24 protein-coding genes and 3 pseudogenes are annotated in these 22074 nt (G+C 35.7%); 25 read left to right on the plus strand and 2 right to left on the minus strand.

Going from position 1 to position 22074, the window contains the following annotated elements:
• Window positions 1-7: 7 nt before the first annotated feature.
• Window positions 8-400 carry a rhodanese-like domain-containing protein gene (locus LD272_RS02615; protein ID WP_226035041.1) on the minus strand — a complete coding sequence of 131 codons (393 nt, stop codon included), beginning with the start codon at window positions 398-400 and terminating at the stop codon, window positions 8-10.
• A 516-nt stretch (window positions 401-916) separates the two neighbouring features.
• Here LD272_RS02615 and LD272_RS02620 point away from each other — a divergent pair.
• The 4 genes and pseudogenes from LD272_RS02620 to mntR all read left to right on the plus strand — a co-directional run.
• Window positions 917-1702, plus strand: a pseudogene (locus tag LD272_RS02620) (ribonucleotide reductase barrel domain-containing protein); the annotation flags it as partial.
• A 327-nt stretch (window positions 1703-2029) separates the two neighbouring features.
• Window positions 2030-2677, plus strand: a pseudogene (locus tag LD272_RS02625) (ribonucleotide reductase barrel domain-containing protein); the annotation flags it as partial.
• A 229-nt stretch (window positions 2678-2906) separates the two neighbouring features.
• Window positions 2907-4028 (plus strand): annotated as a pseudogene (locus LD272_RS02630) (ribonucleotide reductase barrel domain-containing protein); the annotation flags it as partial.
• Window positions 4029-4171: 143 nt separating this feature from the next.
• On the plus strand, window positions 4172-4591 hold the full coding sequence (mntR, locus tag LD272_RS02635) for a transcriptional regulator MntR (protein ID WP_226035042.1): 420 nt from the start codon (window positions 4172-4174) through the stop codon (window positions 4589-4591).
• 134 nt (window positions 4592-4725) lie between these two features.
• Here mntR and LD272_RS02640 read toward each other — a convergent pair whose 3' ends face one another.
• Window positions 4726-5112 carry an SA1362 family protein gene (locus LD272_RS02640; protein WP_226035043.1) on the minus strand — a complete coding sequence of 129 codons (387 nt, stop codon included), beginning with the start codon at window positions 5110-5112 and terminating at the stop codon, window positions 4726-4728.
• A 614-nt stretch (window positions 5113-5726) separates the two neighbouring features.
• Between LD272_RS02640 and LD272_RS02645 the strand changes: the two genes are divergently transcribed.
• The 21 genes from LD272_RS02645 (at window position 5727) to LD272_RS02745 (ending at window position 22065) form a co-directional block, all read left to right on the plus strand.
• Window positions 5727-6221 (plus strand): YqhR family membrane protein, encoded by a 495-nt coding sequence (locus LD272_RS02645; protein ID WP_226035044.1) that lies wholly within the window; start codon window positions 5727-5729, stop codon window positions 6219-6221.
• A 149-nt stretch (window positions 6222-6370) separates the two neighbouring features.
• Entirely contained in the window at window positions 6371-6799 is a 429-nt protein-coding gene (aroQ, locus tag LD272_RS02650) for a type II 3-dehydroquinate dehydratase (protein WP_226035045.1), read from the plus strand.
• A 20-nt stretch (window positions 6800-6819) separates the two neighbouring features.
• The gene (locus LD272_RS02655) at window positions 6820-7881 is read left to right on the plus strand and encodes a M24 family metallopeptidase (RefSeq protein ID WP_226035046.1); all 1062 of its coding nucleotides are present in this window, start codon (window positions 6820-6822) and stop codon (window positions 7879-7881) included.
• Between the two features lie 30 nt (window positions 7882-7911).
• Window positions 7912-8469, plus strand: coding sequence for an elongation factor P (gene efp / locus LD272_RS02660; protein ID WP_226035047.1), 558 nt, complete (start codon window positions 7912-7914; stop codon window positions 8467-8469).
• Between the two features lie 372 nt (window positions 8470-8841).
• The gene (spoIIIAA, locus tag LD272_RS02665; RefSeq protein WP_226035048.1) at window positions 8842-9819 is read left to right on the plus strand and encodes a stage III sporulation protein AA; all 978 of its coding nucleotides are present in this window, start codon (window positions 8842-8844) and stop codon (window positions 9817-9819) included.
• Window positions 9788-10276 (plus strand): stage III sporulation protein SpoIIIAB, encoded by a 489-nt coding sequence (gene spoIIIAB, locus LD272_RS02670; RefSeq protein ID WP_369413914.1) that lies wholly within the window; start codon window positions 9788-9790, stop codon window positions 10274-10276. Before spoIIIAA ends, spoIIIAB begins: the two co-directional genes overlap by 32 nt.
• 21 nt (window positions 10277-10297) lie before the next feature.
• Window positions 10298-10504, plus strand: coding sequence for a stage III sporulation protein AC (gene spoIIIAC, locus LD272_RS02675; RefSeq protein WP_226035050.1), 207 nt, complete (start codon window positions 10298-10300; stop codon window positions 10502-10504).
• A 3-nt stretch (window positions 10505-10507) separates the two neighbouring features.
• On the plus strand, window positions 10508-10897 hold the full coding sequence (gene spoIIIAD, locus LD272_RS02680) for a stage III sporulation protein AD (RefSeq protein WP_226035051.1): 390 nt from the start codon (window positions 10508-10510) through the stop codon (window positions 10895-10897).
• 27 nt (window positions 10898-10924) lie between these two features.
• Window positions 10925-12112, plus strand: coding sequence for a stage III sporulation protein AE (spoIIIAE, locus tag LD272_RS02685; protein ID WP_226035052.1), 1188 nt, complete (start codon window positions 10925-10927; stop codon window positions 12110-12112).
• A gap of 16 nt (window positions 12113-12128) precedes the next feature.
• Window positions 12129-12743 carry a stage III sporulation protein AF gene (spoIIIAF, locus tag LD272_RS02690; RefSeq protein WP_226035053.1) on the plus strand — a complete coding sequence of 205 codons (615 nt, stop codon included), beginning with the start codon at window positions 12129-12131 and terminating at the stop codon, window positions 12741-12743.
• Window positions 12743-13399: a stage III sporulation protein AG gene (gene spoIIIAG, locus LD272_RS02695; protein WP_369413915.1), complete on the plus strand. Its 657-nt coding sequence runs from the start codon at window positions 12743-12745 to the stop codon at window positions 13397-13399. The genes spoIIIAF and spoIIIAG overlap by 1 nt, the downstream gene beginning before the upstream one ends.
• Window positions 13400-13401: 2 nt before the next feature.
• The gene (locus LD272_RS02700; protein ID WP_226035054.1) at window positions 13402-13998 is read left to right on the plus strand and encodes a SpoIIIAH-like family protein; all 597 of its coding nucleotides are present in this window, start codon (window positions 13402-13404) and stop codon (window positions 13996-13998) included.
• Window positions 13999-14324: 326 nt separating this feature from the next.
• Window positions 14325-14798, plus strand: a complete 474-nt coding sequence (gene accB, locus LD272_RS02705; RefSeq protein ID WP_226035055.1) for an acetyl-CoA carboxylase biotin carboxyl carrier protein — start codon at window positions 14325-14327, stop codon at window positions 14796-14798.
• Window positions 14799-14813: 15 nt separating this feature from the next.
• Window positions 14814-16178, plus strand: a complete 1365-nt coding sequence (gene accC, locus LD272_RS02710) for an acetyl-CoA carboxylase biotin carboxylase subunit (RefSeq protein ID WP_226035056.1) — start codon at window positions 14814-14816, stop codon at window positions 16176-16178.
• 14 nt (window positions 16179-16192) lie between these two features.
• The gene (locus tag LD272_RS02715; protein ID WP_226035057.1) at window positions 16193-16591 is read left to right on the plus strand and encodes an Asp23/Gls24 family envelope stress response protein; all 399 of its coding nucleotides are present in this window, start codon (window positions 16193-16195) and stop codon (window positions 16589-16591) included.
• A gap of 348 nt (window positions 16592-16939) precedes the next feature.
• Complete coding sequence (gene nusB / locus LD272_RS02720; protein ID WP_226035058.1) at window positions 16940-17329, plus strand: transcription antitermination factor NusB; 390 nt, start codon at window positions 16940-16942, stop codon at window positions 17327-17329.
• 11 nt (window positions 17330-17340) lie between these two features.
• On the plus strand, window positions 17341-18195 hold the full coding sequence (gene folD / locus LD272_RS02725; protein ID WP_226035059.1) for a bifunctional methylenetetrahydrofolate dehydrogenase/methenyltetrahydrofolate cyclohydrolase FolD: 855 nt from the start codon (window positions 17341-17343) through the stop codon (window positions 18193-18195).
• Window positions 18196-18294: 99 nt separating this feature from the next.
• Window positions 18295-19647: an exodeoxyribonuclease VII large subunit gene (gene xseA, locus LD272_RS02730; RefSeq protein WP_226035060.1), complete on the plus strand. Its 1353-nt coding sequence runs from the start codon at window positions 18295-18297 to the stop codon at window positions 19645-19647.
• Entirely contained in the window at window positions 19640-19873 is a 234-nt protein-coding gene (locus LD272_RS02735; RefSeq protein ID WP_226035061.1) for an exodeoxyribonuclease VII small subunit, read from the plus strand. Before xseA ends, LD272_RS02735 begins: the two co-directional genes overlap by 8 nt.
• Window positions 19870-20754: a polyprenyl synthetase family protein gene (locus LD272_RS02740; protein ID WP_226035062.1), complete on the plus strand. Its 885-nt coding sequence runs from the start codon at window positions 19870-19872 to the stop codon at window positions 20752-20754. Before LD272_RS02735 ends, LD272_RS02740 begins: the two co-directional genes overlap by 4 nt.
• 708 nt (window positions 20755-21462) lie before the next feature.
• Complete coding sequence (locus tag LD272_RS02745) at window positions 21463-22065, plus strand: hypothetical protein (RefSeq protein ID WP_226035063.1); 603 nt, start codon at window positions 21463-21465, stop codon at window positions 22063-22065.
• The last annotated feature ends 9 nt before the right edge of the window (window positions 22066-22074 follow it).

Below are 22074 nucleotides of genomic sequence, written 5' to 3' on the forward strand. Positions count from 1 at the left end.
TTTTAGTTTAATATTGTGATTTTTTCGGTTTCTTGATTTTGCCGTCCCATTTTTTGAAACCACCTTTTAAGTGGTTTATGTCTTGATAACCTTTCTTGTTCAACAACATCGCAGCTCTCGCTGATCGCGCCCCGCTTTGGCAATATAAATAGATTGGTTGATCTTTACGAAGTTCTTTCATCCGTTGTCTCATCTGTGACAATGGAATATTTCTAGCTCCAAGAATATGGCCGCCATCATATTCCTTTGGTTCTCTTATATCAATAAGCTGAGCCTTACGATAACCCTCGCGGAATTCTTCTTCTGTTAATGTTGTTAGTATTTTTTTCTGTTTGAAGTATCTATATACGCTAAATAGTATAAAAGCTACCGTTGCTGTAATTAGAATTGTTAATTCCATTTGTAATTCCCCCATTTTCTTTAGCTCTCACTAATCTATTATATTGTTGATTATATCATTTTTCAAAGTATTTTTCTTCATCGAATAAGCAGTGCTCAAAAATTAACAATTATTTCTTTTAACAAAAAGCGAATACACTAATTGAAATATAGCTCGGTTATCCTATATAATAACTTAGCGTTGTTATATTTTGTCGTAATGCAGAAGATTTGGTATAACTTTCAACGAAGAAAATGCAAATGACAAAAACTATATTATTCGTTATAAATCTATAAGATACCTTTAAATATCTCTCTATTTCTATGGAATTTATAGATTTTTCTAGTTTGACAAAATAGAAATCATTTGTTCTTTTTTACAATATATAGTATTATTTTAAAAAATAAAGCACAATATATTGTTTTTTCTTTTAGTTGTGTTAAATTAGATAGTAAATATTAATATTTTATCTCATCATCAGATTTACATATAATATTTAGCTAGTTTATTAGAGGAGTGATGTGAAATATGGGAACAATGACAGAGGTTAGAAATGAGATTAATGTCGAAATGTTAAATAAAGACATTAGTTTATTTAAACAGGTGCATCCGGTAACAAGTGATATGAAACTGACTCATAAAGGAGTTTCTAGACTTGTTATGCTAGATCGTTATGCTTTTAAAGATACAGAAAAAACTACTTTATCAGAAGGTGATTTTGTAGTGCTAACTGTAAAAGCAGATCCGAAATTCCCAGCAAGAGGACTTGGTTTCATTAAAACGATTGATTGGAAAAACAAACAGGCAGAAGTCCAAGTGGATAAAGAGTTTGTAACAGTACTAGATAATGAAGAAGAAGCAGCGACTGGTGTTGTAAAAAGATCTCTAGATGTAATTGAGAAGCCATTAGAGGTTTATTATGAGCAAATAGCGATGCGAAATGCAACTGGTCTTGCAAGTGTCGAAACAACTGAAGAGAACAAACAAAAATGGTTTGATAAGTTCTATCAGGAGTTATCTAGCTTAAACTTCATTCCAGCTGGAAGAGTACTTTATGGTGCGGGTGCAAATACGGACGTTACTTATTTTAATTGTTATGTCATGCCTTATATTCAGGATTCACGTGAAGGAATTTCTGATCATAGAAAACAAGTTATGGAAATTATGAGTCGTGGCGGTGGAGTAGGTACTAATGGTTCAACACTAAGGCCAAGAAATACACTGGCGCGTGGTGTTAATGGTAAATCGTCGGGTTCTGTCTCTTGGCTCGATGATATTGCAAAATTGACTCATCTTGTTGAACAAGGTGGTTCAAGACGGGGTAAAAAAGCTGTTTGAGTGCTCCGTCTAAAAAAAACCTCGTGAATTGCTGGAAACTCTTAACCAAACTTGGGTGCTACAACGTAATCGGAAACGATAAACGTGATAGCTTGAAAAATCTCAGTTTGAAGACAATCAGCAGCCAAGCCCCTAAGTTATCAAATATGGGGAAGGTTCAACGACCATCGAAACCACGTCTATTAGGACGGAAGGAAGTAGAGTAGGAACTAAGCAGTTCCGAAGCGCGAGGACACTTAATAGGTGTAAGATATGGTCTGAACTTTATGGTGACATAAAGAATTAGTGTAGCGAACTAATGTAACATAATTAGCTCAAATGATAATGCTAGCGGATTGGCATCCTGACATAATTGAATTTATTATTTCTAAAATGCAGAACCCACGAATCCTAAGGTTTCTTATTGAAAATTCAGAGGATGAGACAATTAGACACTTAGCAAAAGAAAAATTAAATTTTATTCCCTTAACAGATACAGAAATTGATATGTACCAGGGAATTGCTAACTATAAAACAATGCCAGGACTAGGTGGCTTCCCGGAACGCGCAATCAAAGAAGCAGAGGAAAAATTAAAAACTGGCGGCACATATAGTGTTCATAATGCAGAATTCCTTACAGGTGCCAATATTTCTGTCTGCTTAACAAAAGAATTTATGGATGCAGTAGAAAATAATGACGAATATGATCTCAGGTTCCCGCATGTCGAGAGCTATTCAAAAGAGGATATGGAAGTATATAATAAAGAGTGGCATGAAATAGGCGATGTTCGGAAGTGGGAAGAAAAGGGATACGATATTCGTGTGTATCGCCGAATTAAAGCAAAAGAACTTTGGAATTTAATTAATATTTGTGCAACATACTCAGCAGAGCCTGGTATTTTCTTCATCGACAATGCGAACGATATGACAAATGCTAAGGCATATGGTCAACAAGTTGTTGCAACAAATCCATGTGGTAAATAGTTTGCCTCATGTAAAACACTGCGGAATGAAGCGGGGAGGCTGAAACGCTAATCCGAACCGAAGGCTGTACTAAGTACAGTCAGGGGCAACGCATAGCAGGTGAAAAGATATAATCCTGCCACGAGGCCGCAGCATTACAAACATTTGTAATGAAAAGATATGCTGAACTTGCACAAAAAACAAGTGTAAGAATCAAAGGATAAAAAGCCTTTGAGATAACAAATTGGAACAACCTTTAGCACCTTATTCTGTATGTAATTTGGCTGCTGTAAACTTAGCGTCAGTTGCAGATAAGAAGAATAAAAAAGTAGATTTCGAAAAGTTAGCACAAACAGTTAAAACAGGTGTCCGGATGCAAGACAACGTTATTGATGCGACACCATATTTTCTTGAACCAAACAAAAAACAAGCAATGGGTGAACGCCGTGTAGGACTTGGAGTTATGGGGCTTCACGATTTATTAATCTATTGCGAAACAGAATACGGATCTAAAGAAGGAAACCTGTTAGTAGACCAGATTTTTGAGACGATAGCTACTACAGCTTACAGGGAGTCAGTTGAACTTGCTAAGGAGAAAGGAAGCTTTCCATTCTTAGTTGGTCAAACAGAGCAAGAAACAAATGAACTACGGGAAAGATTTATCAACACTGGTTACATGAGTAAAATGCCTGAAGATATCCGTCAAGATATCTTGAAATATGGTATCAGAAACTCCCATTTACTAACTGTTGCTCCTACTGGAAGCACAGGGACAATGGTTGGCGTATCAACGGGGCTTGAGCCTTACTTCTCTTTCTCTTATTATAGAAGCGGAAGATTGGGTAAATTTATTGAAGTGAAGGCCGATATTGTTCAGGAATACCTTGATGAGAATAAAGATCAGGATCCCAATAATCTTCCTAAATGGTTCGTGACTGCGATGAATTTAAAACCAGAAGCACATGCTGATACGCAGTGTGTGATACAAAAATGGGTAGACAGCTCGATCTCTAAAACGGTTAACGCTCCAAGAGGTTACGCTGTTGAACAAGTAGAAGGCGTCTATCGCAGATTATACAATGGTGGAGCAAAAGGCGGAACAGTTTATGTTGATGGAAGTCGTGATTCGCAAGTTCTTACTTTAAAGGCAGAAGACAATAGTTTTGAAGAAGATAACGATCAAAGTAGATTGAGTAATAAACCCCACGTTGTATTAATGGATACGATTCAAGAGCTAGATAAAACAAATGTTACTATCGGATCCGAAGTTGGCGATACTTGTCCTGTATGCCGTAAAGGCACGGTGGAAGATATCGGTGGTTGTAATACATGTACAAATTGTAATGCACAATTAAAATGTGGTTTATAGAGCAAAATCAAAGTGAAAAGGCGACGTAATTGTCGTCTTTTTTTCTTTGATTAGCATTGTAATCTGCTTGTTTCACGTAAAAAACTAGTGTATTCTTTTATTAAGAGATATTTACTTGTTTGCGCAAGAATTGGAGGAGCTATATGCCAACACCCAGTATGGAAGATTACATTGAACAAATATACATGCTAATCGAAGCAAAAGGATATGCAAGAGTCTCAGATATAGCAGAAGCACTTCAAGTTCACCCATCCTCCGTTACCAAAATGGTTCAAAAACTCGATAAAGATGAATATTTGAATTATGAGAAATATAGAGGATTAATTTTAACAACTAAAGGGAAGAAAATAGGTAAGAGATTAGTTTATCGACATGAATTACTTGAACAATTCTTAGAGTTGATTGGTGTTAATAAAGAAAATATATATGAAGATGTAGAAGGAATCGAGCATCATCTAAGTTGGGATTCAATCGATCGTATTGGTGATTTACTTCAATACTTTGAAGAAAATCCAACTAGAATAAGCGAACTTAATCAATTACATAAAAGTAATGAGGAATAAGAGTTTTAATTTGAGAAAGCGTTGAGTATATTAATTCAGCGCTTTTTCTAATTTTTTTAAATTTTCATCATGAAGTACATATTAGGCATATTAGGGAAAACTAATAATTAGATTGTACAAAAAAATCGAGCTTCTTAAAAAGAAGCTCGATTTTTTCTTTTTGGTTTATTACCGTCTATTACCTTTAAGTGAGTAGGTTTAGCTTTTGTTGTGGATTTTCTTTTGTTTATTAATGGCGATGATTTTTTGGTAACCTGTGCATATGTTTTTTGACTGGGTTGATCTTTCTTATATTTCATTTTTGATTGCTTCACTGCTTTTTTATATTTCTTGATGTCATTAGAACTACGTTTTCTTAAGAACGCATAGTAAATGACACCATAAATAATAACACCAAACACGACCATTAGTAGTAAATTCATCAAAAGTGAAGCAGTATTCGTTAATAGTTGAGTAGCGAAGCCTAATACGGCAAGGCCTATAAGCACATAAATGAGTAGGGATAGCTTATTGCGAAACATTTAACAAATCCTCCTTTCCTTATTGGACCTTCTTACTAATACATTTTCTTCCTAATCCTATACCACTAATTATTCTAATTTAAAAATCTGATTTTTGGTGTAGTACGTCCAAGCATTCACCAGACTGGTTTAGTTAGTAATTTTTTGCTCAGTCCCCCTTAGGTCTAATGAGTAGTTAGTAATTGTAGCTACGAGTCCGAATTGATCCTAATTATTATTGAACTGAAATCGTCTATCCTCCCGAATTTTGTAACAGGAATGGACTGTGTTTATCAGAGTGTAAGCTATTTGTAATCAGAATAAATGCAATTAGTCAACTTATTTAACAGGCTTTCTCTGAAAATATCTAGCTATCCTAGATTCTTTCCGATTTTTAAGAAAAATATTCATAGTGTTATTTTTTCCTAATGACTGTTAATAAGAAATTTCTTTCCATCAACGATTTAATGTGTCACGATAACTTAAGTTTAGTCCCTAATTCATATTTACCAACAGAGTATGTTTATCTTGTTCTTTCCTTTTATTTTACTAGAAAATTATTATAATCACTAGCATATATTTTTTTGGATTGAACTATTATCAATTGGTCATTCTAAGTAATGGAGGTGTTTTTTATGGAAAAAGAAAAATTGGAACAAAATAAACACGAGAAACCAATTCCAATTCTTAGTAAATCACTGTTAACTGGTTTTATTGGAGGCGTTCTTTGGAGTTTTTTTGGAGCGTTAGCCTCTTACTTTAATTTCACAACCGTTTCTCCTGCTTCGTTTGTGCTTAGGTCATGGCTTCAAACAGATTGGTCAGATGGTTGGCTGGGAGAGTTAATATCAATAATGGTGATTGGATTATTATCTGTACTCACTGCATTATTATATTACGGCTTGCTTAAAAAAGTAGAAGGTATTTGGCCGAGTGTTTCCTTTGGTATCGCTCTTTGGTTTGTCGTTTTTTATTTATTACAACCAATATTTCCAAATGTGGAACACATGACACATTTAAGCAGTGATACGATTCTGACTACCTTATGTTTATTCGTATTATACGGTACGTTTATAGGATACTCTATTGCTTACGAATATCAGGATGCTAACAATTCTACTAATCAATAAATGATAAACAATATAACAAATGCTTCAGGTAGTACTCTTTTTCAATGTTAGTTCTGTTTTAACATGGATATAAAAGTACAAATAAATTCAATTATGATAAAATAGTAATGGTGCTTATATATTCTGGAATAGGATGGGGAGATTTGTTAATGGAACGGTTGTTATTATTAAATGGACCTAATCTTAATATGTTAGGAAAACGTGAACCAGGTATTTATGGTGTGACTTCACTACAAGACATTGAGAGGAATCTAAGTAAATTAACAAAAACATATAACTATCAACTGGATTCCTTTCAGTCAAATCATGAAGGAGAATTGATTGATAAAATCCAAGAGGCGGATGGAAGTTATCAAGGGATTATTTTTAATCCAGGAGCATTTACTCATACTAGTGTAGCTATAAGAGATGCGATCAGTTCGATTACAGTTCCAGTAATTGAAGTTCATATCTCAAATGTTCATAAACGGGAGTCTTTTCGTCATACTTCTTTACTTGCACCTGTATGCAAAGGCCAAATAGTGGGTCTTGGACCAAAAGGTTATCAGTTAGCCGCTATAGCGCTCCTAGAAGAATAAACAAAGAAAGGAAGAGGAGAATGGATAAATTAACAAAGCTACGTAAATCAATGAACGATCAACAATTGGATGGATTATTAATTACGAGCTCTATTAACAGAAGGTATGTATCTGGATTTGACGGTACTGCTGGACTGATTTTGTTAAGTCAAGAGGCTGCTATGTTAATTACCGATTTCAGATATATTGAACAAGCAACAGAGCAAGCGAAAGGCTTTCAGATTATTGAACATAAGCAACCGATAAGCTTAGAGGTTTCAGAACAAGTGAAACAGCTGAACTTAAAGCGAGTAGGCTTTGAAAAAGATGATCTTACATATGGCATCTATGAACAATACAAGGATGATATTGCAGCTGAACTAGTACCGACACGAGGTTTGGTTGAAAAATTAAGGTTAGTAAAAACTGAAGATGAAATAAAAATTATGAAAAAGGCAGCTGAAATAGCTGATAAAGCATTTGAACACATTCTTACTTTCATAAAACCTGGAGTAAAAGAAATTGACGTTTCTAATGAACTAGAATTCTATATGAGGAAGCTCGGTGCAACATCCTCAAGTTTTGATATTATTGTAGCGTCAGGCTATCGATCAGCGTTACCACATGGTGTTGCTTCTGACAAAAAGATAAAAACTGGAGAACTGGTAACATTAGATTTTGGTGCTCTTTATAACGGCTATTGTTCAGATATTACTAGAACTGTTGCTGTTGGAGAAATAAGTGAAGAGTTAAATACAATCTATCATACTGTTCTCGAAGCTCAGTTAAAAGGTATGAAAGGTATAAAAGCAGGTATTACCGCTAAAGAAGCAGATGCTCTAACAAGAGATCATATTAAAGAAAAGGGTTTTGGTGACTATTTTGGACATTCAACTGGTCATGGACTAGGGTTAGAAGTTCATGAAGGGCCAGGTTTATCTTTCCGGTCTAATCAAGTACTAGAAGAGGGTATGGTAGTAACAGTAGAACCTGGAATTTATATTCAAGGTGTTGGTGGTTGTAGAATTGAAGATGATACAATCGTGACAAAAGAAGGCAATGAGAGGCTAAATTTTGCAACAAAAGAACTAATTAAATTATAATTATAGTAATAGGTACAAGGAGGAAAATAGATGATTTCTGTAAATGATTTTAAAACTGGTTTAACAATAGAGGTAGACAATAGTATTTGGCAAGTGATGGATTTCCAACATGTAAAACCAGGTAAAGGGGCTGCGTTTGTTCGTTCGAAACTTCGCAATCTTAGAAATGGAAATGTTCAAGAGAAAACATTTCGAGCGGGTGAAAAAGTAAGTAAAGCCCATATTGAAAATAGAAAAATGAACTACCTTTACGCTTCAGGTGATGCACATACATTTATGGATAATCTTACTTTTGATCAAATGGAAATACAAACTAACCAGATAGAATATGAATTGAAATTCTTAAAAGAGAATATGGAAGTCACAATTATGACCTATCATGGTGAGACACTCGGAGTTGACCTTCCTAACAATGTTGAATTAAAGGTAACAGAGACGGAACCAGGTATTAAAGGTGATACAGCGAGTGGGGGAACAAAACCAGCAACAGTAGAAACAGGACTAAGCGTACAAGTTCCTTTCTTTATTAATGAAGGTGATGTATTGCTAATAAATACAAGTGATGGGAAATATGTATCACGTGCATAATAATAGCGGTTCACTAGAGTAATCAGAACCGTGTCTTACAGATTTATTTAATTGATTCAAATAGAGATTCATTGTCATTTACTAGTGACAATGGATCTTTTTTTATTGTCAGGAAACTATAAAGTGGTTGCCATGTGGATAACTAATGATAGGATTTTGCCACTTCCTGCTCCAACTCCAGCGCCTTTGTGATCTGTCATTGAAAGCTAAATCATTGTCTATGTCTTTCTTATACGTAATCAGATAGCGAAAAAAACAATCATGAAATCTCGATAACATTACTAAGCTCTTTAATAGTCATAAACAAATCTAGTCAGCATACATTTAGATTAAAGGAATATTAAAAGACTAACGGAAGAAGTGAGTTAGACAATGGAAGAAATTATCCGTCTATTTCCACCAATCTTACAAGATAAGATCTCTACTGCAATCTCCTTAAGATGGACAAGCTTACAGGAGATAAGATTTAGGATAGGAAGACCGATTGAACTTATTTTTGATGGTCATGAACAATGGCTAGATAATGTATGTCCAACTGAACAAGATGGCATGCATGTAATTAACCAATTAAGTCAATTTTCCTTGTATCGAATGGAAGACGAACTTAGAGAAGGATTTATTACAATTGTTGGCGGCCATCGTATTGGAATAGCAGGAAAGGTTAACACAGTAGATGGTGCCGTAAAAGCGTTGAAACATATAGCTTCTTTCAATATTCGAATAGCTAAAGAAAAGATTGGAGTTTCTGCTAGATACATTCCTTACCTATATCAAAAAAACTACTTGAATACCTTAATTATTGGTCCTCCACAAACAGGAAAAACAACATTACTACGAGACATCGCACGTTTAATTTCCACTGGATGGGGTGATGTTCGGGCCAAGAAAACAGGGATTATTGATGAGCGATCTGAGTTAGGGGGGAGTATTAAAGGCGTCCCGCAGCACCAACTGGGTATCAGAACGGATATTATGGATGCTTGCCCAAAAGCTGAAGGAATGATGATGATGATCAGGTCGATGTCACCCGAAGTAATAGTAGTTGATGAAATCGGTGGTAGTAAAGATGTACAAGCTTTAATGGAATCGATTCATGCAGGGGTAACGATTGTTTGTTCGATACATGGTAATTCATTGGATGAAATAAGACAAAGGCCTTCTCTCCAACCACTATTACACCAAAATGCATTCGATAGATACGTAATACTCACGCGGGATACTAAACCAGGAATGGTAGATAGAATACTAACAAAAGAAGGACATAATATTCTTAAGAAACCGAGGTGCACACAAGATGAAATGGATAGGGGCACTTCTCTTGCTCAGCGCCACCACATGGGTGGGGTTTGAACTTGCAAAGAAATTGAACGACCGACCAAAACAAATAATACAATTAAAAAATGCACTGCAGATATTAGAAGCTGAAATATTGTTTGGTCAATCCCCCATTATAGAAGCGTGTGAAAATTTATCAAGACAGCTACCTGAACCAATCTCATTGCTTTTTAAAGGCATAAGCGAAGACTTAAGAAAACACCCCGGTAATTTGTATGATATATGGCGGAAGAATCTGGATAGTTTTTGGCCGATTGTATCATTAGGAGTCAATGAAAAAGAAATCTTACGTCAATTTGGCCGAACGCTCGGTCAACATGATTTTACACAGCAACAAAAACACATTCATTTAGCTTTAACACATTTAGATAGAGAATTACAAGAAGCTCATGATTACCAGTTTCGTTACAGCAAAATGGTCAAAACACTCGGGTTTCTAACTGGGCTATTAGTAGTACTGCTCTTGATCTAAATAAGAAAGGAGTAAGACGAAATGCTAGGTGACGCATCAGTATTATTTCAAATTGCAGGGATTGGCATCATTGTGGCTATGATTCATACGATTTTGAAACAAATGGGAAAAGAGGAGTATGCTCAGTTTGCGAGTTTAGTAGGATTCATTATTGTTTTAATATTCGTAATAAATGGTATTTCGGACTTATTTCAACAGATAAAATCTGTATTCTTATTCCAGGGGTAGCTTATGGAAATCATTCAAATTGTAAGTTTAGGTATTATAACGAGTTTATTAGTTTTAATAATTAAGGAACAGAAACCCTCATTCGCATTCTTTCTAATTTTACTAACAGGAATATTTATTTTCATAACTATTATTGGACATGTCGCTGAGATTCTTAATTTAATATATTACCTCGGAGAAAAGGCGAATGTAAACGGAATGTATATCGAAACTATTTTGCAAATAATAGGAATAGCTTATTTAGCAGAATTCGGTGCTTCTATTACGAGAGATGCTGGTTTAAGTTCAGTTGCATCAAAAATAGAGCTGGCAGGAAAGGTACTTATTCTTGTTCTGGCAGTACCTATTTTAACTGCCGTAATTGAAACGATTATAGGGTTTATCCCTGCTTAAGTCTTGGAAGGGGGCGGGATTTATTGAATGAAGCGATTAGTGATCTTAACTATATCTGGTCTAGTAATTCTGATTCTAAGTAGTTTCTATCCTCTCCAGGCTGATGCAGCACCTCAAGTAGATAGTGAAGAAAAGTCTCAAGTGTTAGATGTAAACTCGATTAATTTTGACGAAGTAAAAGGCTATTGGGATAAAGTGGTTAATGAATATGGCGGGTATCTACCCGAAATTCAGAAAACAAGCTTTCTTGAATTTATTCAAAATCAACATTCTTTGTCTCTAAAAGAATGGATAGTAGGAATTACAAAGTTTTTCTTTCATGAGTTAGTAATCAACGGAAAATTATTAGGAACACTGATTATGCTTACACTATTTTGTGTGATTCTACAAAGTCTGCAAACAGCGTTTGAAAGTAAGACAGTTAGTAAAGTAGCATATGCCGTTATTTACCTTGTGCTAATTGTACTTGCGTTAAACAGCTTTAAGTTAGCGGCATCCTATGTAAACGACACGATCAACTTGATGAGTGATTTTATGATTGCGTTATTACCACTGATGTTGGGATTGATGGCAACATTTGGAAACGTTGTTGCTGTTTCTTTCTTTCATCCGATTATTATTTTTTTAATTCATACGAGTGTACTGTTAATTTCAAATGTTGTTATACCTTTATTTTTCTTATCTGCGCTATTAAATATTGTCAGTACTCTAAGTGAAGAGTATAAAGTAACACAGTTAGCTGATTTACTTAAAAACATTGGGCTTGGTTTGCTAGGAGCTTTTTTAACCATCTTTTTGGGTGTGATTTCTGTACAAGGAGCAACTAGTGCAGTCCAAGATGGTGTAGCGATGAAAACGGCAAAGTTTGTGACAGGGAACTTCATACCAGTCGTTGGAAGAATGTTTACCGACGCTACCGATACGATACTAACAGCATCTTTGTTGTTGAAAAATGCAGTTGGTTTAGTTGGGGTGATCATATTACTTGGGTTAGTTCTATTCCCAGCAATACAGATATTTGTTATCTCTCTAATCTATAAATTAACTTCTGCCTTACTTCAACCTATCGGGGATGGGCCGGTTATAACTTCTATGAACACAATAAGTAAGCATATTTTATATATTTTCGCAGCTTTACTTGTAGTATCTTTTATGTTTTTTCTAGCAATTGTAATTTTGGTTGCATCCAGTAATCTTACCCTAATGCTGCGGTAAGGAGGGGGTTATCGGGTTGGATTTTATTACTGATTGGATAACGCAAATTATATTATTTATCTTATTAGCTATGGTTGTTGAATTAATTTTGCCGAATTCAACTATGAAAAAATATATTAATATGGTTGTTGGTCTGTTGTTGATTTTAATTTTTCTTCAGCCGCTTTTTCAACTATTTCAAGTCGATGTAGAGGATGTGTTCACTAGTGGAATCCCTACTCTGGATACATCTGGAGAAGAAGAAATGATGAAAAATTCAATAGAATTAAAAAAAAGGGAAATACAAGCCTCACAAGATGCATATGTTTTAGAAGAGATGGCTGTCCAAATGATAAATAAAGTGGAAGAGGGGTTGGTTGAAGAGTATGGAGTAGAGATTGTAGATATTAACTATCAGTTTAAAGATGATCAACTAGATATGGAAAAATTGAAAAATACTAATGTAATGCTAAGAAAAAATGATGAAAAAAAGTCAAGCGATGGCGTTGTTAATGAAGTCGTCATTGATACTAACAGGTACAAGAAACCAGAACAACCAACACCGGAGAGTGAAGAAATAAACTCTTACTTATCTGATCAATGGCAGCTTGATCAAGAATTAATAACTATTCTATGGGAGGGGGGGATATAGTGGGTAATCCATTTGAGAAGTTATTCTCTCATTATAAATTAAAAACTGAAGATGGGAAAAAACCAACTAAGTTAGGTTATATACTTATCATTGCTTTGATAGGGCTACTAATCCTAATAGTAAGTAACCTGTTTCAATCTTCATCTAAAGATGAACCTGATCTATCCCTATCTAGCCAGGATGAAGGATTATCAAGTGAGGAACAAGCGGCGTTTTTGAATAAAGAAGATAATAAAACTAGCTTGGTGGAAGAAATAGAGACGGGTTATGAAACTGATTTGATAAACCTGCTAGAAAAGGTCCAAGGAATTTCTGACGTAGATGTGATGGTAAATCTAGATTCTACTAATCAACAAGTCTATGAAAAGAATCTAATTATCGGAACCCAAACAACAGAAGAAACAGACCAAAATGGTGGAGAAAGATATGTGGAGGATGCAACAAAAGAACAGCAAGTTGTCATTGTAAGGCAAGGCGATAAAGAGGTCCCATTAGTAGTTCAAACAAAAAAGCCCGAGGTTAGAGGTGTGTTCGTAGTGGCTAAGGGCGTTGATCATATTGAATTGGAACAAGGGGTAGTTGAAGCTGTATCACGAGTGCTAAATGTCCCGTCTCATAAAATATCTGTGATGCCTAAAAATAAAGGGGAGGAATAAAAATGTTAAAAAAACAAACTGTCTGGTTGCTAACCATGTTAAGTCTAATGATCGTTCTTAGTGTTTACTACATGAGTTCACCAAATGGAGGAGAAATTGCATACTTAGATCAAGAAACTGAGGGAGACGATCAAACGGCGGCTACTGATTTAGTTGAAGAAGGAGAAAATCTTGATGCAACAGAGGAAACAGAAGAAACACTAGAAATGGATAGTGAAGAAGGAACGGTAACATCATCAATTTCAACAGATGAATTATTTACGTCAACAAGGATGAAAATTGAGGATGAAAGAAGCAGAAGAATTGAACAATTAGATGATATTGTTGCTTCAAGCGTAGCATCTACCGAAGAGGTAAATGCAGCATATGATGAAATAAAGGAACTGGATAGTCTGTCAACAAAGGAATTAATTTTAGAAGATGATATTAAGGCAGAAAAGGGTTATCCGGATGTTCTCGTCCGTACAAAAGATAATGAGGTTGTTGTAACAGTAAAATCAGATGAACTATCTGATACAGATGCAAACCACATTATGCAAATGGCTAAAGACGAATTTGGAGAAATTTATGTGGAAGTTAAATTTCAACCTGTAAGTTAAGTACACTTTTATATAAGTTTTAAATTGTAAAAGCTGACTCTGGTGTTAGAATGCGCCGGAGTCAGCTTTTTAACCGATTAAAGAGATATTGTCGTTGATTAATTGGTTCAATTTTTTAGTAATTAATAAATGTGTTATTATATATACTAAGGCTTGGTGATAAAATAAGAAATAGTAATACCTATCTACTTACAATAGTAAAGAAGATCGGTAATAAATACTCTACTTTTTATATTATGGTTGCAGTTTTTAGCTCCTTTTCGTAAAATGTTAAGAGGAGTTATTAGTACCTGTTATTAAATGCCGAAATTAAAGGGGTGCATAGGATGTTAAAAATGCAAGAAATTCATGACTTAATAAAACTAATTGATGAATCATCAATTGATGAATTTGCTTATGAAACGAATGGAACTAAGGTTTCACTAAAAAAACATAAAGGTGAGGTTATTTCTACAGAACCAATTAATCCTCCAATACCACAAGTGGAGCTACCTAAGAAGGCTGAAACAAAGACGGAAGAAAACGAATCGCCAGTAAACCAAGAGGACGGGCAGAGTGATTTTGATTACGAAATTGTCTCTCCAATGGTTGGTACCTTTTATGCAGCCCCTTCACCAGACAAAGATAATTATGTTCAACTAGGTGATAAGGTAAAACCCGATACAGTGGTAAGTATAATCGAAGCGATGAAATTATTTAACGAAATTGAAGCAGAAGTCTCTGGAGAAATTGTCGAAATATTGGCTGAGGATGGCGAGCTAGTAGAATATGGACAACCATTATACAGAGTAAAAGCATAGTAAGGGGATGACAGTGTGATTAAAAAGCTCTTAATAGCTAACAGGGGTGAAATAGCTGTACGTATTATACGAGCTTGTAAAGAGTTAGGGATAGAAACTGTAGCTGTTTATTCAGAAGCTGATAGAGATTCTCTTCATGTACAACTCGCAGATCAAGCATATTGTATTGGCCCGATACATAGTAAAGATAGCTACTTAAATTTCACGAATATTATGAGTGTGGCTACGTTAACAGAAGTGGACGCTATTCACCCAGGATATGGTTTCTTGGCTGAAAATGCTGACTTTGCTGAAATTTGCAAAGCTTGTAACATTATATTTGTTGGACCTAGTCCATATGCAATTCAGAAAATGGGTACTAAAGATGTAGCAAGAGAAACAATGCGACAAGCTGGAGTTCCAATTGTTCCGGGATCAGATGGAATTATTAAAGATGAAGACGAAGGTATAAAAGTAGCAGAACAAATAGGTTATCCAGTCATCATTAAGGCAACTGCTGGTGGCGGTGGTAAAGGTATTAGAGTAGCAAGAACAAAAGAAGAGTTTGTTAAGGGTCTTCAGATGACACAGAATGAAGCTAAGACAGCCTTTGGTAATCCTGGAGTTTATTTAGAAAAATATATAGAGGACTTCCGTCATGTTGAAATTCAAGTTTTAGCTGACAATCATGGAAATGTCGTACATCTCGGTGAGAGAGATTGCACCATCCAAAGGCGGTTACAAAAATTAATTGAAGAATCGCCATCACCTGCTATAACACCTCATCTAAGAGAACAGATGGGTAATGCTTCGGTTAAAGCAGCCAAGGCCGTAGAGTATTCAGGAGCTGGAACGATTGAGTTTATTTTTGATAAAAATGAAGAATCATTTTACTTTATGGAAATGAATACAAGAATTCAGGTGGAACATCCCGTTACAGAAATGGTAACTGGAATTGATTTAATAAAGGAACAAATTAATATTGCTAATAATGAGAAGCTCTCTTTTAAACAAGAGGATGTTACCTTTACAGGATGGGCAATCGAATGCCGGATAAATGCGGAAAATCCATTTAAACAATTCATGCCCTCTCCAGGTGAAATACAAATGTATCTGCCGCCTGGTGGTTTCGGAGTAAGAGTTGACTCAGCTGCATATCCTGGTTATAAAATTCCACCATACTACGATTCAATGATAGCTAAATTAATAACTTATGGTAAGACTAGACAAGAAGCGATTGACCGAATGAAACGCTCTTTAGACGAATTTGTTGTTGAAGGAATTTCAACAACAATTCCATTTCACAGTAGAATGATGGAACATCCCGTCTTTGTAAAAGGAGATTTTAACACGAAATTTCTTGAGAATTATACTATAATGGAAAGTGATAGTACTACTTAGAAGGAGTGAACAAAATGAGTGAAAACTCTTTGTTGAAGGTTAGTGAAGATTCTAATTTAGGTAGAGTAGAAATAGCTCCTGAAGTAATTGAAGTAATAGCTGGGATTGCAACAACAGAAATAACCGGTGTATCGGCAATGCGTGGCAATTTTGCTAGTGGTGTAGTAGAACGGTTAGGTAAAAAATCACATGGAAAAGGGATAAAAGTCGAATTAACAGAAACTGGAGTTTTGATTGATGTTTTTGTTGTATTAGATTATGGTATCACAATTCCAGAAATAGCTCAGAAAATTCAAACCAATATTAGGCAGGCTTTAATGAATATGACAGCACTCGAGATTGATGAGATAAATATTCATGTAGTTGGAGTGCATATGGAGCAAAGAGTAGAGACGAACGAAACCCAAGAATGAGGTAAAACTTCAAGTTGGTGAATACTTTCACTGATTGTTAAAAGAGCCACTCAGGCCTTTAATGGTAGTTCCTCCACTTATTTTTCATGTTTATCAGAAATAAATAAGTGGGGCTCACTGCTTTTTTAAGGTGCGGTGGAATCCAAAAGGGCCTACGGGAGACAAAATATTCTCCCTATGCGCCCTTTCTTTTTTTTCACTATAGGAGAGCCTTTATAATCTTTAAATCTAATCATTCGAACAAATACGATTACTTAAATGGATAAAAAGTAAAAGTGATGTATATGGCGTTGAATTGTGGAAAATGTTATCATTTGTAAAGATAAGTTATGAAGGAGAATGTAAAGAATGAAACGAAGAATAGCTAGAGAAAAGGCTTTTCAGATCCTTTTTCAAATGGATATAAACGATATCGAACCAAAAGATGCGATCGACTATGTACTTGAAGATCAAAAAGAACAGGAAATAGACGCTTTTTTGAATCAAATGGTTAATGGTGTTACCGATAATAAACAAGAAATTGATTCAAGAATTACCGATAACTTAGAAAATTGGACACTCTCGCGTCTTGCGTCTGTTGAAAAAACGTTATTAAGGATCGCTGCATTTGAAATGTTTTACGGTGTAGAAACTCCACAAGGTGTAGCTATTAATGAAGCAGTAGAGTTGGCTAATACCTATGGGGATGAAAAATCCGGTAAATTTATAAATGGTGTCCTTTCAAAAATGATCAAATAGGGGTGAAGTAGATGACAGCAGAAGTAATCTATGGTAGTGAGTTAGCAGCAAATTTACGTAGTGAGATGAAGATCGAAGTTGATGCATTAAGAGAAAAAGGAATTATTCCAACGTTAACCGTGGTAATAATTGGTGATGACCCAGCTTCGAAATCCTATGTACGTGGTAAGCAAAAGGCATCGAAAGAAGTGGGAGTCGAGTCAAATTTAATTGAGCTTCCATCGACAACATCTCAACAGGAGCTATTAAATCTAATTGATCAGTTAAATGAGGATAAGGTGAATCACGGAATCCTAGTTCAATTACCTTTGCCAAAGCATATAGATGAACAAATCATCATCGAGGCAATCTCACCATCAAAAGATGTCGATGGTTTTCATCCAATCAATATAGGCAGAATGATTTCGGGAAAAGATACGTTCTTTCCGTGTACACCATTCGGTATTATTACAATGCTGAAATCTAAGAACATCGAAATAGAAGGAAAAAAAGCTGTGGTTGTCGGTAGAAGTAACATAGTTGGCAAACCAGTCGGGCAGTTATTATTAAACGAAAATGCAACAGTAACTTATTGTCATTCTAAAACCAAGAATATGAGAGAATTTACTGAAGATGCAGATATATTAATTGTAGCTGTCGGTAAAGAACATTTTCTAACAGGTGATGATATAAAAACAGGCGCAGTTGTAGTTGACGTGGGCGTTAATCGTATGGCTAATGGAAAACTAACAGGTGATGTAGAGTTTGAATCAGCTAAAGAGAAGGCTTCATATATAACTCCAGTTCCAAAAGGTGTCGGACCAATGACAATCACTATGCTGTTACATAATACAATCAAGTCCGCACGTCAATTTAATAATCTCTAAAGCTAAAGTGAAAATTTAATCTAGAGGCCCCATTATGAAAAGTGAAAGCTAGCAATCCTAGTTTTGAAAATACAAAAAAAGTAGACGAAGGTGTCTAAAATGGATCAAAAATATTTAACTGTTAGTGCACTTACAAAATATTTAAAAAGAAAGTTTGAGTTGGATAAACATTTAAAGGAAATATGGTTAAAAGGCGAAATTTCTAATTTTAAACACCATAGCCGTGGCCACATGTATTTAACGCTGAAAGATGATAAGTCAAGAATACAAGCGGTAATGTTTGCCGGTAATAATCGATATATGAAATTCAGACCAGAAAATGGTATGAACGTTCTTATTAAAGGTGAAATAAATATATATGAACCACAAGGGCAGTACCAGCTATATATTCAACAAATGGAACCAGATGGTATTGGATCTCTTTATCTTGCCTTCGAACAATTAAAGGAAAAATTGGCCAAGGAAGGATTATTTGATGAATCAACGAAACTCCCTATTCCAAAGTTTCCTAAGCATATCGGTATAATAACTTCCCCTACAGGTGCTGCGATTCGTGATATTATCACAACCATAAGAAGAAGATATCCAATCATCAAAATATCGATTATACCGGCCTTAGTGCAGGGTGAACAATCGGCTGCATCTGTTGTAAAAGCAATTGAGCTCGCCAATAATTTAAACGAGTTTGATGTATTGATTGTCGGTCGCGGTGGCGGGTCGATAGAGGAATTATGGAGTTTCAATGAAGAAAAAGTGGCTCGCGCAATCGCGACTTCAAAAGTTCCAATTATCTCTGCGGTTGGCCATGAAACGGATTTTACTATTAGTGACTTTGTTGCAGACCTAAGAGCGGCAACCCCAACTGGTGCAGCGGAACTAGCAGTGCCATCTCAGCAAGAATTAAAAGAAAAGCTAAATGCACATAAGCGAGCACTAAATCGAGCGACTATTTCGAGATTAGCGACAGCCAAAGAAAAATTAGATCAGATGACAAGGTCATACGCTTTCCGTTACCCCGCACAATTAATACAACAAAAAGAACAACAGCTTGACAAGCAAGTGGATCAACTTACAAAATCAATGACTGTATTAAACAGTACAAATAATAAACAGTGGCAACATCTGCAAAAACGGTTAGTCCAACAACATCCAAAGAAGCAACTAATCCAGCTTAAGAATGAAATTAATCAATTAACCCTGAGGACTCAACATGCATTTAAGAGCGAATACCAATCTTTAAACCAAAGGTTTGATTCTACGCTTGAAAAATTGGCAATCCTTAACCCGCTTACAACTATGAAAAGAGGGTATTCCGTATCTTATTCTGAAAAAGGCGATGTTATCCGTTCAAGTAAACAAGTAGAGCCAGGGGAACAAATTACTGTAAAACTTTATCAAGGTTCTTTGGATTGCCAAGTATGGGGCATTGAGGAGGAAAAAGAAAATGACTAAACAAGAGTTAACTTTTGAGGAAGCAATGAAAGAATTAGAAGAAATTGTTGAGAAGCTTGAAGAGGGAGATGTACCTCTAGAAAAAGCAATTAATTATTATCAGGATGGCATGAAGTTGTCTAAGCTATGCAGTGATAAGCTTACTAGCGTAGAAAAGCAAATGGAGCAAATCATCAACGAGCAAGGTGAATTTGAACCATTCACGATTCAGGAGGAAGAGAAGTGAGAGAAACTCTAGCTAATTATATTTCTGATAGGCAAGAGGCATTCAATACTGAAATCGTTATTCAGATTGAAGCGCTAAATATTCCAGATCGATTAAAACAATCGATGCTTTATTCAATCGAAGCAGGTGGAAAAAGACTTCGACCTATTTTAATGATGGCAAGTGTTGAGGCGTATGGTGGTAGTTATCAGGACGTCTTACCGATAGCTGTTGCTCTCGAAATGGTTCATACATATTCATTGATACATGATGATCTTCCGGCAATGGATGATGATAATTACCGTAGAGGTCAACCAACCAATCATAAAAAGTTTGATGAAGCAACAGCGATTCTCGCTGGAGATGGTTTACTAACATATAGCTTTGAATTGATAACAAACCAAACAAACATCACCGATAAACAAAAGGTATTTCTTGTTAATCAACTGGCAAAGGCTGGTGGTCCAAGAGGTATGGTAGCAGGTCAAATTCTTGACATGCAAGCGGAGAAAAAGAATGTTGATTTAGAAAAATTAGAAGAAATTCACACAGCAAAAACGGGGCAATTAATTAAGTATGCTATTGTCAGTGGTGCATTTATGAAAAATGTATCAAAGGAACAAATGGCAGCATTAAATTTATTTGCTTATTATTTGGGACTGATTTTTCAAGTACAAGATGACATTTTAGATGTTACGGGTGATCCTTCTCTTCTAGGAAAACCAGTAGGAAGCGATGAAAGCAATGACAAGAGTACGTACCCGAAATTATTGGGATTAAATGGTGCGATAGCGCAAAAAGAGTTTTATGTAGAACAGGCGAAAAATTCACTTAAAGAAGCAGGAGTTAAGGAGACAATACTTGAGCAGTTAACCGACTACTTAAGTGACAGAAAATACTAATTTGCATGATTTAATAAATAATTGAGCAATTATCTATAATATGTTATATTGTAAATAATATAGGAATGGTGCAGTATTCTAGTCAGTCTTCCGTTTCTGAAGGCGGGCCTAAAAATCCGCCAAAGGGCACATCGATGAAGTTCCTTGTGCCGGCTTGAGGCGCCCAGCCTTGGGTTGGTGCTGGGAGTTAAGGTTGCAGGGCGATCCACAAAGGCATGTGGGCGAGGACCCTGCTTCCGCGGAGGCCCATCTCTGTGGTGACTTCTTAGCAGGAGTTGCTATGGACTGGGGTATGAACCTACGTAATTGGGATGGGGAATCCTTGTTCGTAGCGTAGCCTGCCTTGAGTGGTGTCTGAGGGGATTATGTTATAAGTACGAAGAGATTGTGGCCACTTTCAATTCGTATGTACAGCATATGAAATCAGTTCTGCAAAAGAGGCTAGGAGACGGTTAAAAAGGCTGCTGAGGAAATCTCCTAGACTGTTCCAAATGGACATTTAAAAGGGATTATAGTGCGGACTAAGTGGTAATTCAGTCTAGCTGTTGGTAACAACGCTAAGATGGGTTTAAAGGGGAACCGCCAGAATGGCAACATTCGGTACCTGTTTGGGAAAACCTACTGGACCTAAGCCGCAGTTTTTACCTTTTGAGTGACCATTCCTACTTACATAATACTTAAACTTAAAAATTACTGAGGTTATTCATAATGTCAAAGTCACAGTTGCAAAAGTCGATTAGATTCAGTTTATCTATTGCCGTTATCACGTTTGTGTTAGCGGCTATTTTTTCAGTCATCTCTTCATCAGTCTTAAATGGCGTTATATGGATTTTTGGTTTAATAATTGTTCTAACAATTGTATTAATCGGAGTTTTCTTTGATATGCTTGGAATAGCAGCTACTGCTGCTGATGAAGTTCCTTTTCATGCAATGGCAGCCGAGAAGGTAAATGGATCCAAGCAAGCGATTACAATTGTGAGAAATGCAGATAAATTCGCAAGCTTTTGTAATGATGTTATCGGTGATATATCAGGGATTGTTAGTGGAACAGCTTCTGCAATTGTTGTTATACAATTTTCAAACGGATTTGGACAAGCGGATGGATCTAGTTTCCATATAATTGTTTCTGTTATTTTAACTAGTTTGGTTGCTGCGATAACGGTTGGTGGAAAAGCAATAGGGAAATTTTTGGCTATCCATAGCTCTACTAACATTATTTTTTTTGTTGGGAAAACCATTGCATTTATTGAAGATAAATTTAAAATAAAAATAATGCCAAGTGAAAAGAAAGAGACTAGAAATAAAACATGAAGGGGAGGC

Origin of the sequence: Aquibacillus saliphilus (genome assembly GCF_020404745.1) — a bacterium.
Classification (GTDB): Bacteria; Bacillota; Bacilli; order Bacillales; family Amphibacillaceae; genus Aquibacillus; species Aquibacillus saliphilus.

Coding starts and splice junctions, on each gene's coding strand:
- LD272_RS02615 (WP_226035041.1), bottom strand. CDS start 400: ATGGAATTAACAATTCTAATTACAGCAACGGTAGCTTTTATACTATTT.
- mntR (WP_226035042.1), top strand. CDS start 4,172: ATGCCAACACCCAGTATGGAAGATTACATTGAACAAATATACATGCTA.
- LD272_RS02640 (WP_226035043.1), bottom strand. CDS start 5,112: ATGTTTCGCAATAAGCTATCCCTACTCATTTATGTGCTTATAGGCCTT.
- LD272_RS02645 (WP_226035044.1), top strand. CDS start 5,727: ATGGAAAAAGAAAAATTGGAACAAAATAAACACGAGAAACCAATTCCA.
- aroQ (WP_226035045.1), top strand. CDS start 6,371: ATGGAACGGTTGTTATTATTAAATGGACCTAATCTTAATATGTTAGGA.
- LD272_RS02655 (WP_226035046.1), top strand. CDS start 6,820: ATGGATAAATTAACAAAGCTACGTAAATCAATGAACGATCAACAATTG.
- efp (WP_226035047.1), top strand. CDS start 7,912: ATGATTTCTGTAAATGATTTTAAAACTGGTTTAACAATAGAGGTAGAC.
- spoIIIAA (WP_226035048.1), top strand. CDS start 8,842: ATGGAAGAAATTATCCGTCTATTTCCACCAATCTTACAAGATAAGATC.
- spoIIIAC (WP_226035050.1), top strand. CDS start 10,298: ATGCTAGGTGACGCATCAGTATTATTTCAAATTGCAGGGATTGGCATC.
- spoIIIAD (WP_226035051.1), top strand. CDS start 10,508: ATGGAAATCATTCAAATTGTAAGTTTAGGTATTATAACGAGTTTATTA.
- spoIIIAE (WP_226035052.1), top strand. CDS start 10,925: ATGAAGCGATTAGTGATCTTAACTATATCTGGTCTAGTAATTCTGATT.
- LD272_RS02700 (WP_226035054.1), top strand. CDS start 13,402: ATGTTAAAAAAACAAACTGTCTGGTTGCTAACCATGTTAAGTCTAATG.
- accB (WP_226035055.1), top strand. CDS start 14,325: ATGTTAAAAATGCAAGAAATTCATGACTTAATAAAACTAATTGATGAA.
- LD272_RS02715 (WP_226035057.1), top strand. CDS start 16,193: ATGAGTGAAAACTCTTTGTTGAAGGTTAGTGAAGATTCTAATTTAGGT.
- nusB (WP_226035058.1), top strand. CDS start 16,940: ATGAAACGAAGAATAGCTAGAGAAAAGGCTTTTCAGATCCTTTTTCAA.
- folD (WP_226035059.1), top strand. CDS start 17,341: ATGACAGCAGAAGTAATCTATGGTAGTGAGTTAGCAGCAAATTTACGT.
- xseA (WP_226035060.1), top strand. CDS start 18,295: ATGGATCAAAAATATTTAACTGTTAGTGCACTTACAAAATATTTAAAA.
- LD272_RS02735 (WP_226035061.1), top strand. CDS start 19,640: ATGACTAAACAAGAGTTAACTTTTGAGGAAGCAATGAAAGAATTAGAA.
- LD272_RS02745 (WP_226035063.1), top strand. CDS start 21,463: ATGTCAAAGTCACAGTTGCAAAAGTCGATTAGATTCAGTTTATCTATT.